This window comes from Geobacillus genomosp. 3, from assembly GCF_000445995.2.
GTDB lineage: Bacteria > Bacillota > Bacilli > Bacillales > Anoxybacillaceae > Geobacillus.
In genome coordinates, this window is record NC_022080.4 from 2,076,519 (window position 1) to 2,092,404 (window position 15,886).

The 15,886-nt window shown below is 53.2% G+C and carries 22 protein-coding genes and 1 pseudogene; 8 read left to right on the forward strand and 15 right to left on the reverse strand.

Features of this window, described 5'->3' with window-relative positions:
- Window positions 1-339 precede the first annotated feature (339 nt).
- Window positions 340-630: a hypothetical protein gene (locus tag M493_RS10230; protein WP_020960256.1), complete on the forward strand. Its 291-nt coding sequence runs from the start codon at window positions 340-342 to the stop codon at window positions 628-630.
- A gap of 68 nt (window positions 631-698) precedes the next feature.
- The gene (locus tag M493_RS10235; RefSeq protein WP_020960257.1) at window positions 699-1,142 is read left to right on the forward strand and encodes an Hsp20/alpha crystallin family protein; all 444 of its coding nucleotides are present in this window, start codon (window positions 699-701) and stop codon (window positions 1,140-1,142) included.
- A 19-nt stretch (window positions 1,143-1,161) separates the two neighbouring features.
- Here the strand turns inward: M493_RS10235 and M493_RS10240 are convergent, their stop codons facing one another.
- The 4 genes from M493_RS10240 to M493_RS10255 are packed head-to-tail and all read right to left on the reverse strand — an operon-like array spanning window position 1,162 to window position 5,934.
- Window positions 1,162-2,181, reverse strand: coding sequence for a LacI family DNA-binding transcriptional regulator (locus tag M493_RS10240; RefSeq protein ID WP_020960258.1), 1,020 nt, complete (start codon window positions 2,179-2,181; stop codon window positions 1,162-1,164).
- Between the two features lie 56 nt (window positions 2,182-2,237).
- Window positions 2,238-3,764 (reverse strand): UDP-glucose--hexose-1-phosphate uridylyltransferase, encoded by a 1,527-nt coding sequence (galT, locus tag M493_RS10245; protein ID WP_020960259.1) that lies wholly within the window; start codon window positions 3,762-3,764, stop codon window positions 2,238-2,240.
- Between the two features lie 2 nt (window positions 3,765-3,766).
- Window positions 3,767-4,753, reverse strand: coding sequence for a UDP-glucose 4-epimerase GalE (gene galE, locus M493_RS10250; RefSeq protein ID WP_020960260.1), 987 nt, complete (start codon window positions 4,751-4,753; stop codon window positions 3,767-3,769).
- Complete coding sequence (locus tag M493_RS10255; protein ID WP_020960261.1) at window positions 4,750-5,934, reverse strand: galactokinase; 1,185 nt, start codon at window positions 5,932-5,934, stop codon at window positions 4,750-4,752. Before M493_RS10255 ends, galE begins: the two co-directional genes overlap by 4 nt.
- 141 nt (window positions 5,935-6,075) lie before the next feature.
- Between M493_RS10255 and M493_RS10260 the strand changes: the two genes are divergently transcribed.
- Entirely contained in the window at window positions 6,076-6,858 is a 783-nt protein-coding gene (locus tag M493_RS10260) for an EcsC family protein (RefSeq protein ID WP_020960262.1), read from the forward strand.
- 60 nt (window positions 6,859-6,918) lie between these two features.
- Here the strand turns inward: M493_RS10260 and M493_RS10265 are convergent.
- The 7 genes and pseudogenes from M493_RS10265 to M493_RS18985 all read right to left on the reverse strand — a co-directional run.
- Window positions 6,919-7,242, reverse strand: a pseudogene (locus M493_RS10265) (GH36 C-terminal domain-containing protein); the annotation flags it as partial.
- A 116-nt stretch (window positions 7,243-7,358) separates the two neighbouring features.
- Window positions 7,359-9,035 carry a glycerol-3-phosphate dehydrogenase/oxidase gene (locus M493_RS10270; protein ID WP_020960264.1) on the reverse strand — a complete coding sequence of 559 codons (1,677 nt, stop codon included), beginning with the start codon at window positions 9,033-9,035 and terminating at the stop codon, window positions 7,359-7,361.
- A gap of 199 nt (window positions 9,036-9,234) precedes the next feature.
- Entirely contained in the window at window positions 9,235-9,789 is a 555-nt protein-coding gene (locus tag M493_RS10275) for a glycerol-3-phosphate responsive antiterminator (RefSeq protein WP_020960265.1), read from the reverse strand.
- A 15-nt stretch (window positions 9,790-9,804) separates the two neighbouring features.
- Window positions 9,805-9,960 carry a hypothetical protein gene (locus tag M493_RS18705; RefSeq protein ID WP_020960266.1) on the reverse strand — a complete coding sequence of 52 codons (156 nt, stop codon included), beginning with the start codon at window positions 9,958-9,960 and terminating at the stop codon, window positions 9,805-9,807.
- A 16-nt stretch (window positions 9,961-9,976) separates the two neighbouring features.
- Window positions 9,977-11,374 (reverse strand): HAMP domain-containing sensor histidine kinase, encoded by a 1,398-nt coding sequence (locus M493_RS10280; protein ID WP_020960267.1) that lies wholly within the window; start codon window positions 11,372-11,374, stop codon window positions 9,977-9,979.
- Window positions 11,371-12,045 (reverse strand): response regulator transcription factor, encoded by a 675-nt coding sequence (locus M493_RS10285; protein ID WP_020960268.1) that lies wholly within the window; start codon window positions 12,043-12,045, stop codon window positions 11,371-11,373. The genes M493_RS10280 and M493_RS10285 overlap by 4 nt, the downstream gene beginning before the upstream one ends.
- A 206-nt stretch (window positions 12,046-12,251) precedes the next feature.
- On the reverse strand, window positions 12,252-12,374 hold the full coding sequence (locus M493_RS18985) for a hypothetical protein (protein WP_020960269.1): 123 nt from the start codon (window positions 12,372-12,374) through the stop codon (window positions 12,252-12,254).
- 262 nt (window positions 12,375-12,636) lie between these two features.
- On the opposite strand from M493_RS18985, the gene M493_RS10290 reads away from it, so the two are divergent.
- The gene (locus tag M493_RS10290; RefSeq protein ID WP_020960270.1) at window positions 12,637-13,101 is read left to right on the forward strand and encodes an Hsp20/alpha crystallin family protein; all 465 of its coding nucleotides are present in this window, start codon (window positions 12,637-12,639) and stop codon (window positions 13,099-13,101) included.
- A gap of 83 nt (window positions 13,102-13,184) precedes the next feature.
- On the opposite strand, the gene M493_RS18710 is transcribed toward M493_RS10290, so the two are convergent.
- On the reverse strand, window positions 13,185-13,325 hold the full coding sequence (locus tag M493_RS18710; RefSeq protein WP_020960271.1) for a hypothetical protein: 141 nt from the start codon (window positions 13,323-13,325) through the stop codon (window positions 13,185-13,187).
- 115 nt (window positions 13,326-13,440) lie between these two features.
- Between M493_RS18710 and M493_RS10295 the strand changes: the two genes are divergently transcribed.
- Window positions 13,441-13,626, forward strand: a complete 186-nt coding sequence (locus M493_RS10295; protein WP_020960272.1) for a hypothetical protein — start codon at window positions 13,441-13,443, stop codon at window positions 13,624-13,626.
- Entirely contained in the window at window positions 13,626-13,880 is a 255-nt protein-coding gene (locus tag M493_RS10300; RefSeq protein WP_020960273.1) for a sigma-G-dependent sporulation-specific acid-soluble spore protein CsgA, read from the forward strand. The genes M493_RS10295 and M493_RS10300 overlap by 1 nt, the downstream gene beginning before the upstream one ends.
- 44 nt (window positions 13,881-13,924) lie before the next feature.
- On the opposite strand, the gene M493_RS10305 is transcribed toward M493_RS10300, so the two are convergent.
- Window positions 13,925-14,269, reverse strand: a complete 345-nt coding sequence (locus M493_RS10305) for a YppG family protein (protein ID WP_020960274.1) — start codon at window positions 14,267-14,269, stop codon at window positions 13,925-13,927.
- A 198-nt stretch (window positions 14,270-14,467) separates the two neighbouring features.
- Between M493_RS10305 and M493_RS10310 the strand changes: the two genes are divergently transcribed.
- Both M493_RS10310 and M493_RS18715 read left to right on the forward strand, forming a co-directional pair.
- A complete protein-coding gene (locus tag M493_RS10310; RefSeq protein ID WP_020960275.1) occupies window positions 14,468-14,668 on the forward strand; it encodes a YppF family protein in 201 nt (66 codons plus the stop codon).
- Between the two features lie 82 nt (window positions 14,669-14,750).
- Window positions 14,751-14,921 (forward strand): hypothetical protein, encoded by a 171-nt coding sequence (locus M493_RS18715; RefSeq protein WP_020960276.1) that lies wholly within the window; start codon window positions 14,751-14,753, stop codon window positions 14,919-14,921.
- A 71-nt stretch (window positions 14,922-14,992) separates the two neighbouring features.
- Here M493_RS18715 and M493_RS10315 read toward each other — a convergent pair whose 3' ends face one another.
- Window positions 14,993-15,355 carry a YppE family protein gene (locus tag M493_RS10315; RefSeq protein ID WP_020960277.1) on the reverse strand — a complete coding sequence of 121 codons (363 nt, stop codon included), beginning with the start codon at window positions 15,353-15,355 and terminating at the stop codon, window positions 14,993-14,995.
- Window positions 15,356-15,480: 125 nt separating this feature from the next.
- A complete protein-coding gene (locus M493_RS10320; RefSeq protein ID WP_020960278.1) occupies window positions 15,481-15,723 on the reverse strand; it encodes a hypothetical protein in 243 nt (80 codons plus the stop codon).
- Window positions 15,724-15,886 lie beyond the last annotated feature (163 nt).

Here is a 15,886-nt window from a genome sequence, read left to right on the forward strand (position 1 = left end):
AACTATTATTATAAACAAATCTTTCAAAATGTCAAGCGTTGTTTTCACCGCTTTGTTTCCACCGCGTTTATCGTGTTTATTCCGTCGCGGCAATATTTTATTATACATGTTATTGATCATTTGTCAACAGTTTTTTTATTTCGATTCCGTTGCCGTTTGCCTTGTGGCATTGTACTTTGGCGAAACGGTGATTGTGATTATATTACGCCCGACTTTCTATGTCAACTGGAATTTCCATCCGCAATGTTGCAGACTGTCCTCCTGCAATGGCTGCTCACATCAACTATAATGAATGTAATAAGCCAAAAAACGAGCATCAACGAAGGAGGGATGGCTGCGATGAATCATTCATTTCCCGTTTTGCTTGACGCCTACCGCCGCCTTTGGCCGAACCGTTCGATTACAGCGGAGACGCTCGATGAACAGAATAGCAAAGCTCTTTTATACGAAACGATCAGGCAGGAGCTGCGCGACGAGTGGACACATCCGCGCGTGCGCCAAACGCCTGAAGTGAAGTTTCACTATGCGGTCAAACGCATTGCCGCTTCCGGTCTGCCGGATCGCCTGAAGTTGGAACTTCTTGATATTTATTTGGCCGTAATGGAACAGTTGCGGACAAATCATACATAAAATGATGATGGTTTGTTCACACTACCGAACGGAAAACGATTTTATCATAAAAAAGGAGGATGGCGACGATGGCGTTAATTCCTTACGACCCATTCCGTCATTTAGAAACGATCCGCCGAGATATGAACCGCTTCTTTACAAGCGACTTTCCGTCGCTGTTTGCCCAGATGGACGAACAGCACTGGATGCCGCGCATGGACATGCATGAAACGGAAAACGAGTACGTCGTTTCGTGCGATTTGCCGGGGCTCGAGCGGAAAGAGGATGTGCACATTGATGTGCACAATAACGTGTTGACGATCAGCGGTACCATTCAGCGCAACCAAAACATTCGTGAGGAACAAATGCATCGGCGCGAGCGCTTTTTCGGCCGCTTCCAACGGTCGATCACACTGCCGGCCGATGCGGCGGCGGACAACATTCGCGCGACGTACAAAAACGGCGTGTTGGACATTCATATCCCGAAAACAACCGCCGGAACGAAAAAACGGGTCGACATCGAGTTTCATTAAACGACCAAAAAGGGAGACGTTATGGTCTCCCTTTTCGATTGGCCCCACTGCTTGTGCGGATCACAAGGTCTGTCGGCACAACCACTTTCTTGCATATCGCCCGCTTCGTCGTCAACCGCTCAACAAGCAGCTCAACAGACGTTTCACCCATAAACTCCGTGTATACTTTTACGGTAGAAAGCGGCGGGTGAAGAAACGCAGCCGTCGGCAGATCATTGAATCCGACAACCGCTACATCCTCAGGTACAGCGATTCCGGCTTCATGAAGCGCGCGCAAGGCGCCGATCGCCATCGAGTCGCTGGCGATGAAAAATGCCGTCGGCAAGTCCCCGCTTGAGACAGCTTCTTTCATCAGCCGGTAGCCGTCCTCGGCGGTGAAGGCGCCGATCGATACATAGCGCGGATTGTACATTCCTTTTAAATATAAATATTCGTAAAACGCCGCCTCGCGCTCGTCGCGGATTGGCGTCCCTTCGTCGACATATTCGCGGCCGCCGATGTACCCGATTTCCGTATGCCCCATTTCAAGCAAATAGTCCAACACGGTGATCGTCGCCTGGCGCAGGTCAATGACGACCGAGTCGAACCGCCGCTCATCAGGCGAGCAGTCGACAAATACGATCTGCTTCGCACTCGAAGCGAAGGCGCTGACTTCTTTGGGCCCAAACTTCCCGACGGCGATGACGCCGTCAAGCCCCTCCATCCGCTCGGTCGGGTAAACGCCGTTTTGCTTAAACAGTTTGACGAGTTCAATACCGCGCTCAAAACATTCTTTTTCCACCCCGAGGCGGATCGCCATATAATACGGGTCATCGATTTCCTGGCGCTCGGAATACCAGTGGATGAGCCCGAAGCGAAACGACTCTCTCGCCTGTTGGTTTCGTTCCCGCAACGTTTTGTAGTTGAGCTCTTGGGCGACTTCAAAAATGCGTCTTCTCGTTTCATCAGAGACAGACAGCGTCGTGTCATAGTTGAGCACGCGCGACACGGTCGCCACCGAGACGCCGACTTTCTCGGCAATTTCTTTTAACGTGGCCATAGTCTGTTTGCGATCCCTTCCTTATGTTTCATATGAAACGCGTTTTTTCGCCGCATTTATACAAAGGACGACATGCGCTCCACCGCGTGGCGCATAAAGCGGCGAAACGCCTCTTTCCCGTTTTGATCCCGTTTAAATACCCCGGCATGTTCCAACACGGTGACAAAGCGTTGGCCAACTTCATAGCGCAATAAGTCGTGAACGTTGTCGTTCGTGATGTCCGGATAACCAAGGCGAATGGCTTCACACCAATCCCAATGTTTCAGCATCGCCTCGTCCCAGTCTTCTTTTTTCGTTCCATGCACGAGGTACGAAGCCAGCGTCTCAAGTTCCGCCGCCAGCCGTCCCGGCAGCACCGCCAGCCCCATTACTTCAATGAGACCAATGTTCTCTTTTTTAATATGATGCAGTTCTTCGTGCGGATGAAAAATGCCGTACGGATGTTCCGCTGACGTCCGGTTGTTGCGCAACACGATGTCCAATTCAAATAAACCGCCCCGGCGCCGGGCGATCGGGGTGATCGTGTTGTGCGGAACATCACCGCTGCGGGCGATAATCCCGACACTTGGGTCGCTGTACGTCCGCCATGCCTCATACAGGCGCACTGCCGCTTCCAACACGTCCGCTTTTGGCCCGGTCAGACGGATCACGGACATCGGCCAGCGCACAATGCCGGCGGTGACGGACGGAAACGATGGAAGGGGGATATGCTCTTCAATCTCCGCCTTTTCCATCGCAAACGTATAGCGCCCGCCTTGGAAATGGTCATGCGCTAAAATCGAACCGCCGACAATCGGCAAATCGGCGTTCGAACCGATGAAGTAGTGCGGAAACTTGTCGACGAACTCAAGCAAACGCTCGAGCGTCTTCCGCTCCATTTTCATCGGCACGTGTTCGGCATGGAAGACGATGCAATGTTCATTATAGTACACGTAGGGAGAATATTGGAAATACCACTGTTCACCTAAGAGCGCGATCGGGACGACCCTGTGATTGGAACGAGCCGGATGGCACCACGTTCCTTCATACCCTTCATTTTCTTTGCACAGCACACACTTTGGATACGAGGATGATGGCATCTCTTTTCGTTTGGCGATTTCCTTCGGATCTTTTTCCGGCTTCGCCAAATTGATCGTGATATCGAGCTCGCCGTAGACAGTCGGCACTTTCCATTGTTGGTTTTGGGCGATGCGCGCCGTTTGGATGTAGTTGGACGCTTGGCTCAGCGCATAAAACCAGTCCGTCGCCTCTTGCGGGTCGCGGCGGTATCGTTCGTAAAAGGCGCGGATCACTTCCGACGGCCGCGGCATGACGCAGTCCATCAGTTTCGCATCCCATATATCGCGCTCGGTCGTTGTATTCGTTTCCAACAATCGTTGTTCATATGCCCAATCGATAATGACATCCAACACCGGAGCAGGCGAGGCCAAAGGAACATCTTTGGCCTCAACCGGCTGCCACTCGGTGAGCTTAAGCGCCGCAAGCAGGCGGTTGCGCGCATAGACGACATCTTCCTCGGGAAGAAGGCCGTGCTTTTTCGCATAATCGATCAGTTGTTCAATCGCCATCCAAATCGCTTCCATGTTCACACACCCCGATAGCCGTTTGGCCGCGCTTGATGCCACTCCCATGCCGAGGCGACGATGTCTGTAATGGATGGGTATTTCGGCTCCCACCCGAGCTCGCGCTTCGCCTTTTCCGATGAAGCGACGAGTTTCGCCGGATCGCCCGGACGCCGCGCCATGACGCGGGCGGGAATCGGGTGCCCAGTCACTTGCCGCGCCGCTTCGATCACTTCTTTGACGCTGAAGCCGTTGCCGTTGCCTAAATTGTATACACTGCTTTTCGCCCCGCTTCGCAGTTTCTCAAGCGCCAAAACGTGGGCATCAACAAGATCAAGCACATGAATGTAGTCGCGGATGCACGTGCCGTCCGGCGTATCGTAATCATCGCCGAAAATGGCGATCTCTTCGCGCTGGCCGAGCGGCACTTTCAAAATCAACGGAATGAGATGCGTCTCCGGGTCATGGTCCTCGCCGATCGTTGTCCCGTACGCCCCGGCGACATTGAAGTAGCGGAGCGAAATTGAACGGATGCCGTAAGCGCGGTCGGCCCATTTCATCATTTTTTCCATCGAGAGCTTTGTTTCTCCATACGCGTTCGTCGGTTCGGTCGGATCGGTTTCGACGATCGGGATTTGTTTCGGTTCCCCGTACACCGCGGCGGTGGAGGAAAAGACGATTTGTTTGACGCCAAATTCCTTCATCACTTCAAGCAACACTTGTGTCCCGTACACATTGTTGTCGTAATACTTCAGCGGCTCTTCCATGCTTTCGCCGACCAATGAATTTGCCGCAAAATGAATGACCGCCTCAATGTCATACTGGCGAAACACCTCGCGCAAAAACTCGCGGTCGCGAATATCGCCTTGGCAAAACACCGCCTCCGGGTGAACCGCCTCTTTGTGCCCCGTCTGTAAGTTATCCACCACGACCACGTTCTCGACTTTTTCGATCAGGCGGTATACCGCATGGCTGCCAATATACCCCGCCCCACCGCAAATTAAAATCATCGGCTCATCTCCTCCATTTCTGTCCATTCACGCGCCCCGCCGCCGACGTTAACGACGTAGAAGCTCGCTTCATAGCCGATCGTTTCGGCATACGCGTTTCCGACTCGTTCCATAAAATCTTGCACATAGTCTTTTTTCACAATGTTCACCGTACAACCGCCAAACCCAGCCCCCGTCATGCGCGCCCCGATCGTTCCTTCGTGCCCCCACGCGGCCTCCACGAGCGTATCAAGTTCGATGCCTGTTACTTCGTAGTCATCGCGCAGCGACAAATGCGACTGCTTCATCAACTCGCCAAAGCGGACGAGGTCTCCTCGTTCAAGCGCCCGGGCGGCTTCCAACGTCCGCTCGTTTTCCGTCACCGCATGGCGGGCCCGCTTTTGTTCGAGCGGGGAAAGAAGGTGGGTGCACGCGTCCAGTTCCGCGCTCGTCAGCTCGCCGAGCGAAGCGATGTCAAGCACGTTTTGCAGCTTCGCAAGTGCCGCCTCGCACGTCGCCCGCCGCTCGTTGTACGCCGAGTCCGCCAAGCCGCGCTTTTTGTTCGTGTTGGCGATGACGATCGCACAATCGTCAAGCACCAATGGCAAATAGCGGTACTCAAGCGTTTGGCAGTTTAATAGGATGGCGCAATGTTGTTTTCCCATGCCGACGGCAAACTGATCCATAATGCCGCAATTGACGCCGATGTATTTATTTTCTACGTTTTGGCTCATTTTCACAAGTTCCAACTGATCAAGCCCGCGCCCGAACAGCTTGTTGAGCATCACCGCGGTCACAAGCTCAATCGACGCCGATGACGACAGCCCGGCGCCGTTTGGGATCGTGCCGTAATACAAAATATCCAATCCGGTCTCCGGCGAACCGAGCGCTTGAAACGCGGCCAAAATCCCTTTCGGGTAGTTCGCCCAGCCGTGCTCGCTCCGGTACGACAAGTCGCCGTAAGAGACCGTGATCACTCCCGTTTCCGGGAAGTTTTGCGAATAAAAGCGGACAAGCGGCTTATCTGTCTGTCGGACGAGCGCATACGTGCCGATCTCGAGCGCGCACGGCAGCACATGCCCGCCGTTGTAATCCGTATGCTCGCCAATCAAATTGACGCGGCCGGGGGCGAAGAAGGTGCGGATGCCTTCGCCCAAGCCGCCGAAAAGTTCGATAAATTGCTGTTTTAAGGTAGGGATCATGGAAGGGCCTCCTTCAAGTCTTTATAGTAAATATTTTAGTTAATAGTTTACTAAAAATCAACGGCGAAACGAAATCTTTTTTAATACGTATAATCGTTTGAACATTTATTCACCTTAATATAGGAAGGAGGCGGAGCGGAGATGGAAACGCGACAGATGTTGAAACAAGAACTCCAAACCATCACCCACTGGGAACACTCGCAAAAAGACCTATGGTTTTGGGAAAAGCTCGGCCGCTTGCCGTTTCAAGTGCTTGATAAGCTGACGCCAAAAGCCGTCCATCGAAAACTCGGGCAGTTGCTTGATGAGTTGGGCAGCTATATTCAAAGCGGAGGGCACTATTTGGTGAAACAAGAGAGCGTGCTCGAGCGGCTTGGCGTTACTTCGCTTGCTGAAGTGCCGCACTTGTCGCTTGAGACGATGGATCGCGTTTGCGACGAATTGATTGAGGCGCGCGTCACGTTCGCCCAGCTGCAAGGGGCGGCGACCGGGGTCGGCGGGGCGCTGACGCTGGCCTTGGACATTCCGGCGCTGCTTGGGTTGGCGCTGAAAACGCTGCAAGAGATCGCCATCGTGTACGGATATGACCCGAAGGAAAAAGAAGAGCGCGTGTTCGTCGTCAAATGCCTGCAGTTTGCGGCCGCGGACATCGTCGGAAAAAAAGCGATTTTAGAGGAACTTGCGTCGTTTTCCGAAACGCGCAGTCACGTCTTTTCCGAGCTGCAAGGATGGCGGGAAGTGATGATGACGTTCCGCGACCAATACGGATGGAAAAAGCTGTTTCAAGCCGTGCCGATCATCGGGGTCGTGTTCGGTTCACTGTTTAACAAATCGTTTATGGAAGACATCGCCGAAACCGGGAAGATGCTCTATCGGAAGCGGCGCATTATCGAGAAGCTCAAGCAACTCGAACCCGATGTCTAAGCGACACCGGGTTCGGCTTGTTTCTAGCCGTTGCATAGGCTCGAGCGGCAGCATCCCTTCCTATCGTTGAACGGTTTTCAACCGCCACACCGTGCTGATGAAATCCCCCGAGCGGTGCGGCACCGCCACTCCGGCATACATCAGCTCGTCGCCGCCGTAGACGCCAAGGCCCTCGATTTCATAGTCTTGGCTTGGGTCAAGCCCTTTTAAGCGCAAGTGCGACAGCGGGGCGTTCGCTTCCGCCAGAACACGGAAGTAGGCGACGAGCGCTTCCGACTGATCTTCCGAGACAAACATCCATGCCGTTTCGTTACCCTCAAACGGGCTTAATAGCCGATAGAACGTGCCGAACTGGACGAGGCGGCGCACGTCTTTGTACAACGTGATTTGCTTCTCCTTCTCCATTTTACTTAATTTTTACGAAAAAATCTATCAAAAAAGCGCCCAAACATGGGCGCTTTTTCATCCTCTTTCTTGCCGGAATGTTGCTGTTTCCGGTTTTATTGATTGATGATCTGCCGATCGTCGCCCCCTGTCGCCAGCGTTGCCTGCCGCAGCTCCCGGTCGAGCTCTTTCGCATAGATGTCGCGCTCTTCCTTCGTCCAATGCAAGTACCGCGCCATAAACGCGATGACCGCCTCTTTTTCCCGCCGGACGGCGTCGATGTCAAACAACAGCGCACCGGTGCGGCGGATAAAGTAATCCGTCGGTTTGGCGGCCATTTCTTCCTCGATGGCGTAGACGAGACGGACGAACGTTTCGCGCGTTAAGCCGGACGAGCGGTCGTACTGGCTGCTTAAGGCAAAGAGGCGGTCGACATTTGTGCCGTACTGTTTTGCCAGCCGCGCCCCTTGTTCTTCTGTCAGGCCATAGCGCGCCGCTTCTTTCGCTTTTTCGGCGATGAAGGCCGGCAGCCGGTGCGAGCCGCCGATGTTGCCTCCGGAAATTGGCAGCTGCTTCGTTTGGCACGGGCGGAACGTTTTTCCCTCTTCTTTTTCCAATTGTTTGGCGACGAGGTCAACGACAGTTTCCGCCATTTTCCGGTAGCCGGTCAGTTTGCCGCCGGCGATCGTGATGAGGCCGGTCGGCGATGTCCAAATTTCGTCTTTGCGGGAAATCTCCGACGGGTCTTTCCCTTCTTCATAAATAAGCGGGCGGACGCCAGCCCAGCTCGACTCGACATCGGCGGCGGTGATGCCGACCGCTGGGAACATGAACCGGATCGCTTTCAATAAATAGTCGCGGTCTTCCTCCGTCATCGCCGGATGGGCCGGGTCGTCGTCGTAAAACGTGTCGGTCGTGCCGACGTACGTTTTTCCGTCGCGCGGAATGGCAAACACCATCCGGCCGTCCGGCGTATCAAAATAAATCGCTTGGTTCAGCGGAAACCGCTTTTGATCGATGACGATATGGACGCCTTTTGTGAGCCGGAGCCGCTTGCCCGTTTTTGAGCCGTCTTGGTCGCGGACGGCATCGACCCACGGTCCGGCGGCGTTCACGACCTTTTTGGCACGGATGTCGTATGAAAGGCCGCCGAGCATGTCGCGGCAGCGGGCGCCAATGATGCGGCCGCGCTCATCGTATAAAAACTGTTCCGCTTTTGTATAGTTGATGACATCGGCGCCAAGTTCAGCCGCTTTTTTGATCACTTCGATCGTCAAGCGGGCGTCGTCGGTCCGGTATTCAACGTAATAGCCGCCGCCGAGTAAGCCGTCCCGCTTCAACAGCGGCTCTTTGGCCAGCGCCTGCTTGGCGGTGAGCATCGTCCGCCGTTCGCTCCGTTTGACCCCGGCCAATCGGTCGTACAGCCAGAGTCCGACCGATGTGCTCCATTTGCCGAACGTCCCATCGCGATAAATCGGCAGCAGCATCCATTCCGGCGTCGTGACGTGCGGGCCGTTTTCATAGACGATCGCCCGTTCGCGCCCGACTTCGGCGACCATTTTCACTTCGAACTGCTTCAAATAGCGCAATCCCCCGTGGACAAGCTTCGTTGAGCGGCTCGATGTCCCGGCCGCAAAGTCTTGCATTTCCACAAGCGCCACGGTCATGCCGCGCGAGGCGGCGTCAAGGGCGATGCCGGCGCCGGTGATCCCCCCGCCGACAATCAGAAGATCGTATCGTTTTCCGCTCATCGCCTGAAAAATATCGCTCCGCTGCTTGCTTGAAAATGCCATGAACATTCCCTCCTGTGTGAAAAAGACAAAAAGAGACCATGACAAACACGATAAGCATCTCGCCTACCATGCATGCATGGTCTCTCCATGTCTCCTGACTGATGATTAACTTGTTAAGTTCATTATAACAGACTAATGCTGATTTGGCTACTCCAATGAAGGCGAAATCATTTGCGAAATGCATTTCGCTGCACCAAGGCTAGCGATCATAGTGGCGCCATAACGTTTCATTGGACGTCGTCACCGCTGCTGCGCCGGCTTCTAACGCCCGCTCGACATCGTCCGGGGTGCGGATGAGGCCGCCGGCGTAAATCGGCTTTCCGGTCCGCTCTTTCACTTCACGGATGATGTGCGGCATCGCCCCCGGGATGACTTCAATGGAATCGGGGTTCGTTTTGGCGATCAGCTGATAGCTTTTCTCCAACGCGTGCGAATCGAGCAAAAAGATGCGCTGCACGGCGAGTACATGTTTTTGCCGCGCCTTCATAATGATGCCCGCCTTCGTCGAAATGAGTCCATGCGGACGGAACTCTTGGCAAAGATATTCCGCAGCATGCTCATCATGGCTCAGCCCTTGCACCAAGTCGGCGTGGACAATGAGCTGCTTGCCGTGCCGGCGTGCATAAGCAAAGACACTTTTTAATTGGGCGACATGTACTTCAAGCAGCACCCCGACTTGATAACCGCTCGCCAAAAAGGCATCAAATTGCTTCATCGTTTTCATGGCCGGAATAATTTGTTGTCTCGTCTCCATTGCGTTCTCCCCGGTTTATCCTCTCATTTTGTCGACGTCGTCTAAGCATGACAGCGACATCATTGTCCGCGGTTTGCATGTCGCAATTTTCACCCCGCGTTTGCGGAACTTCTCGACGACATGGTGAATCGCTTTTTTGCCCGCTGTCTCTTCTTCATGAAGATGCCCCATTGTCTCAACTCCTCTCCTATTCCGCTTTCGGAATGGCGAGCTTAACCGTTGTTCCCCGGCCGACTTCGCTTTCCATCATAATGTGCCCACCGTATTTATCGATCATTTCCTTGGCGATCGAAAGTCCGAGTCCAGCGCCGCCTTGTTCGCGGCTGCGCGCCTTGTCGACGCGATAAAAGCGCAAAAAAACGTTTTGCAGCTCTTCTTGCGGAATGCCGATGCCATAATCGCGGACGGCGACCGTCACAAACGATCCTTCCTCACGCAATGAAAGAGCGATTTTTTTAACGTGCTGAGAATATTTTACCGCATTGTCAAGCAAAATGAACAGCAATTGTTCAAAATGATGTTTTGCAATCGCTACACGCGCCGGCGCCCTTTCCGGCCGATCGACAATAAATTCAAAATCCGGGTGCAGTACGCGGAAATTTTCCACTACTTGTCCGATGGCAGCAACGGCATTGACCGGCGTCACTTCTTTCGGGACTGTAATCGCTTCAGCCCGCGACAAGTCAAGAAGCTCAAGGACGAGCCGCTTCAACCGTTCCGCCTCTTTCGTCGCCGCCTCGAGCGATTCTTCCAAAATATCACGATTATGTTTGCCCCATCGCTGCAGCAACGAAAGATGTCCTTGTAAAATGGCGAGCGGTGTACGCAGTTCGTGGGATGCATCTTCGACAAACTGCCGCTGCATGGCGAATGAGCGTTCAATGTCATCCATCATGTTGTTGAACATAAGCATGAGCTCGGCGATTTCATCACGCGCCGAAGGCACATCGATGCGCTGCTTCAGCCCGTTGTTTTTGATGGCCGCCATCGTTTGCGCCAACGTTTTCAGCGGCCGGATGAAGCTTTGCGCCACAAGCCGTCCGGCGAGTGCGCTCGCTGCCATAGCCACTACCCCGATCACTGTCATGATGGCAAACAAAGTGTTCGTCACCTGTTGGAACTTCGTCAGCCGGCGGGCAATTTCAATCGTCCCGCGCAAATTTCCAATATGAAGCGGTTGACGAAGCAGCAAAAACCGTTCGTTGTTGACGAAGTGCTCATCCATTTTCAGCTTGTCGGGCACGCCTCCCGGCAACAGCGACACCGCAGCGCCATTGGAAACGGAGACGACGACGTTTCCGTCGTGGTCGGTAACACGAATGAGCTGATAGCGCTCATTCAACTTTTCCAAAAACGAACGGCTGCGGCGAATATCTTCCCATGATACATTACGTTTTTCTGCGTAATATGTTTCAATTTCCGCCACCGTTTGTTCCATTGTTTTTTCCTCTTCGTTCAGCAGCCATTGCTTGACAATATGGTATTGCAAAAAGGTAAAAACAAAGTACGTAATAAAAATCGCCCCGGCAGACAAAACGGTCAGCTTCCCTTTCAGCGAAAGCCTGCGGATGCGGAAGCGCTTCATGGCCGCATCACATATCCGGCGCCGCGCACCGTTTGGATATACCGCTCCTTATCGTGCTTATCGAGCTTTTGCCGCAAATAGCGGACATAAACATCCACAACGTTCGTCTCCACTTCGGTGTCAAACCCCCACACTTTATCAAGCAGCACATCGCGCGTCAAGACGACGTTGATATTTTGCATGAAAGCAACAAGCAAGTCGTATTCACGTTTCGTCAGCTCGATCAACTCATCCCCTTTTTTCACCGTGCGCGCCTGCGTGTCAACGACTAGATCTTTAAACGCCAACACTTGCCCATCCGATTCAGGGTGAACGCGGCGGAATAAGGCGCGGATGCGGGCAAACAGCTCTTCAATGGCAAACGGCTTGACAATATAGTCATCCGCTCCGTTGTCAAGTCCCATGACACGGTCAAATACGCTGTCGCGTGCGGTGATCATGATAATCGGCGTTGATTTGGCCGCCCGGATGCGGCGGCATACTTCCATCCCGTTTAAGCGCGGCAGCATGACATCAAGCAAAATCAAATCCCACGGTTCGGCAAGGGCAAGCTCCACCCCTTCACGACCGTCGCTGCACACGTGCACATCAAACCCTTCATGTGTTAAATCAAGCTCTAAAAACCGGGCCAAGCCGGCCTCATCTTCAATCAATAAAATCCTTCCATTCATTGGTTATGTCCCCTCTCTTGCATGCCTTTCCTCTATCGGGCCAAGAACCCGCCTTGTGCCGTTTCCCACTTTCATTTTACTACAGACAACGTAAAAGCCAATCACCAACAGGGCGGCCGGCGACGAAAACCGGGCGCCACCGGCCGCTCCCGCCCCGCCAGATCCGTAAGCTCCCGCATATCGAGCGGCAGCCGTCCGGCCGCCGCTCACGAGTGGCGGTCCACAAACCAGTCCACAATTGCCTGAACAATTTCAAACGCTTGATAAGAAAGAAGCGATACAGCCGTTCCAGAAAAAAACAGCATCACTAACCAATGAATCCAATGCATCACGCCCTCTCCCTTCCCACTGCCTGTTGGCCGGCAGCGTCATTTGTGCGCATGGTCATGGAAAGTGGTGTCATTATATTCCAACCGGGTTAAAACCGCATGAAAAAACGCTAAAAAATGCGGAAAGTGACTTTTCTCGCCGTCCGTACATACATTGACAATGAATCGGATCGCCTCCGTAGCTGCCAGCCATTCAGGCGATCGGAACTACAGGCAGCCGGAGGAAACTTGCCACTTCACAAACGGAAAGAGGGGGAGCGCAATGAACGGATCGTTTCAGCCACCGGCTGGCGAGGGAGGGGATCACCCGTTCCATCATTTGCGGAAAATGGTAAACCAATGGTTTGATGAACGGCCGCTGCAAAAATTGTTTGAAACGCTTGATGACTACTTCGCGCAAACATTTGCTGCGGCGTATATCCCGATCGAGGTGAAAGAAACGAAGCGCGACTATCAAATCATCGTCCGCCTGCCGGACATCAAGCGGGACCAAATTAGCTTGCAGTGGCATGAAGATGGGCTGCAGCTTGTCATCGATCACCATGAAACGATCGAATCGTCGGACGACAGCGGCCATGTATACGAGCGGCGCCAGCAGCGGCGGCGCGTGACGAGGATGATTCCGTTTCCATATCCGGTAGCCGAACACGAAGTGAAAGCTTCGTTCCAAAACGGTGCACTCGTCATTCGTCTGCCGCAAAAGCGGAAATACATCGATATCGACTAAATACAAAGGAGCACCTTCCGTTCATCCAAGCCATCAAAAAGGCCGTTCCCCATGTCGGGAGCGGCTTTTTTCCTATCGGGCTTCTATTGTTTGTGCGATGGGCTTCCGTATCGGTTGTTGTTTTCTGGCGTCGGATCTTTTTGGATGTCCCACTCTTTGGCAATTTCTTCGCGGTTGTTTGGGTATTTATTTTTCCGTTTCCGGTTGTCGTTGCGGTTCGTCACCGTTGATCACCCCCTTGCCGTTTGCCATTAGGTTGCGCGTTTTTCCGCAGCATAAACGAGGGATACATACTTTTCCCCTTGGTAAGCTACGCTACGGGTAGGAGGTGCAAAATGAATGGCGAAACTGCCCGATTTTAAACAGCTGAACGACCGGCTGATCAATGAGCCGTCCGATGAGCCGCGGCTTGTCATCAAAACGAAGCTCGATCCAGACCGCGTGACGGAAGAAAACCCGTATGCAGAAGGCAAAACAAACGTCAGCCGAACGTTTGCTTCTTTTTTTGAAGGAGGCGAACCTTGATGGAACAAACGCTCGCTTATTTGCGGGAAATTTTGTCCAACTACTTGGATCATCACGATGACACACCAAAACGCATCTACCAAAAGCTAATCAGTAAACCGTATCAGGGCGAGGGGGAGTTTGTCCGCGACTTATCGCAAGAAGAAAGTGCTTTTTTGGACCGCATTTTGCCCCATGAAATCCGTTATGCGATGGACGAGCGCGATTACGAACGCGTCTATCAGCTGAACGAAGTGTACGAACTGCTCACGTAACGATGCGAAAGCCGCTCCCCCGACAGAGCGGGGAGCGAGCTTTCTCATTTTTGAAACGTGTTGAGCAGCCCTTTTAACATGCCGTTCACTTGATTGACCGTATTGATCATCTGTCCCATCGTGTTCATCATTTTGTTGATATCATACGTCCCGTCGCTGTTTTTAAACTGGGCGAGAAAGGACGGGCGCGGCGGCGGCAACAGCGGCCCCGGCTTCGGATACGGCATCGGGTGCGAAGGCATAGCGGCATGGGGTGGCGAAGCGTGAGGCCAATAAACCGTCGCGGACGGAACGTATGAAGACCAATAGTCGAAATAAGGCCACTGCCCCCCTAGGCTGTATGGCCCATGGAAGGACGGCGGCGAAACCGGGCGCGGATAACGGTACATGATCGTTCTCCCCCATTTTTGATCGTCGATTTCCCCATTGCAGGCAACGGGGATAGGCTGCCACTAGTATATGTGTAAATACCCGGCGGCGTGCGCACGGACATGTCACCTCTTGTCGGAAGTTTTAATTTTCGGAAATCGATTTTCCCCCTTATTTTCATGGTACGATGTAAAAAAGGGGAAGGGGGAAAAGCATCTATGAGCATCACTGAATTGAAACATAAGTTCATGGCGGTCAAACATTGTGAACCGGCTGAGGCAAACGAACTGCTCGATTTTGCCCGCCGCCTTTATTTGCGCGGGGAGGTTTCGCTCGCTGAGTACCGCGACCTAGTGCGTGAACTTGAAAAAGCCGGCGCCTGTCAACCGGATGAAGCAGGAGAATACGCCGGACTTTAGACCTCAAGGGAGCTTTTCCCTTCTTTTTTTTGCATATTTCCCACCCAAACGCCCCATCGTAATAGAAAGGGGGTGTTGGGCAATGGGCCGAGGCGTGCATTTCAACCATAAGCGAAAAGGCCATGACCACGAAAAACCGAAACATGGCCAACCAGTGCCGCCGAAACATACCGAACGGGTCGAATATGAGATCAACACCACCGCTACCGCGGAGGGCGGCCCCGTCTCGATCACAACAGGAAAAGATACGTAAAAGAAAAAGCTGTCTCCCTCGGCAAAGGGGACAGCTTTTCGGTTTCAAGGCAAAGCGCGATTCTTTCCCGCCTAAGTTGTCTCACCAAGCCTCTCCTTGACAAGTGCCAGCGTGTAAGCGACCGCTTGGCTGTATTGTTTGACGCGGCGGGCGGGAACGGATGGATAAAATGCTTCAACGCTCAGTTTGGCCATATGATCGACCGCAGCCTCTATTTGCCGCTTGTGAACATATTTCGGCTGCGCTTGGTGAATCCAGCGGAAAGCGGCCTCTTGCCACCGTTCGGCTGCCGCCTGCACTTCCTCCGCGAGCGGTTTGACTTCCGCAAAAAAATCCGGCTCCTCGTCCCGCTCGCGGGTGCGCCGGGCGATCGCCAGCAGCCGCTCATTGTACTCGTGAAGCTGTTCCGTCAGCGCTTTAAGCTCTTCTTCCATGGCGCCCCCCTTGCGTATATCGATGAACTCAGTTTGAACGACGTTCCATGCAACTATGGATTCGGAATATTCGCCGGCCGTTTGCCGCTGTTTGCATATGTTTCATCATATCATATCGGCCGGTTTTACACCAAATACAGTTTGGATGAAAACGGCAGCTCGACTGCTTCTTTCCCCTCACCGAACCGCTGTTCTACGCCGGCGATCCGCCCCTCAAGATGTCCGAGCTGCTCCTTGTTCTGGACATAACGCTCTTCAATCACATCGGCAATCACTTTTTCCATTTTGGCATCCACTTGCTCAATGAGCGTGACAATTTCCTGAAGCTGCTTTTCAATTTCTTCTTTTTTGATCAGCCGTTTCTCCATTCCTTCTCCCCCATTTCTGGCATGATGATATTCCATTCGCGGCGAAGGGAACAACTCCCTGCCGCAGCGACAAAAGTAGAACGGATTCGGCAAAGAAAGCGGGGAGCAGCCGCAATTCGACAACTCCCCGTCGGAAAAGAAAAAGGGCGCATATTGCTTAAGC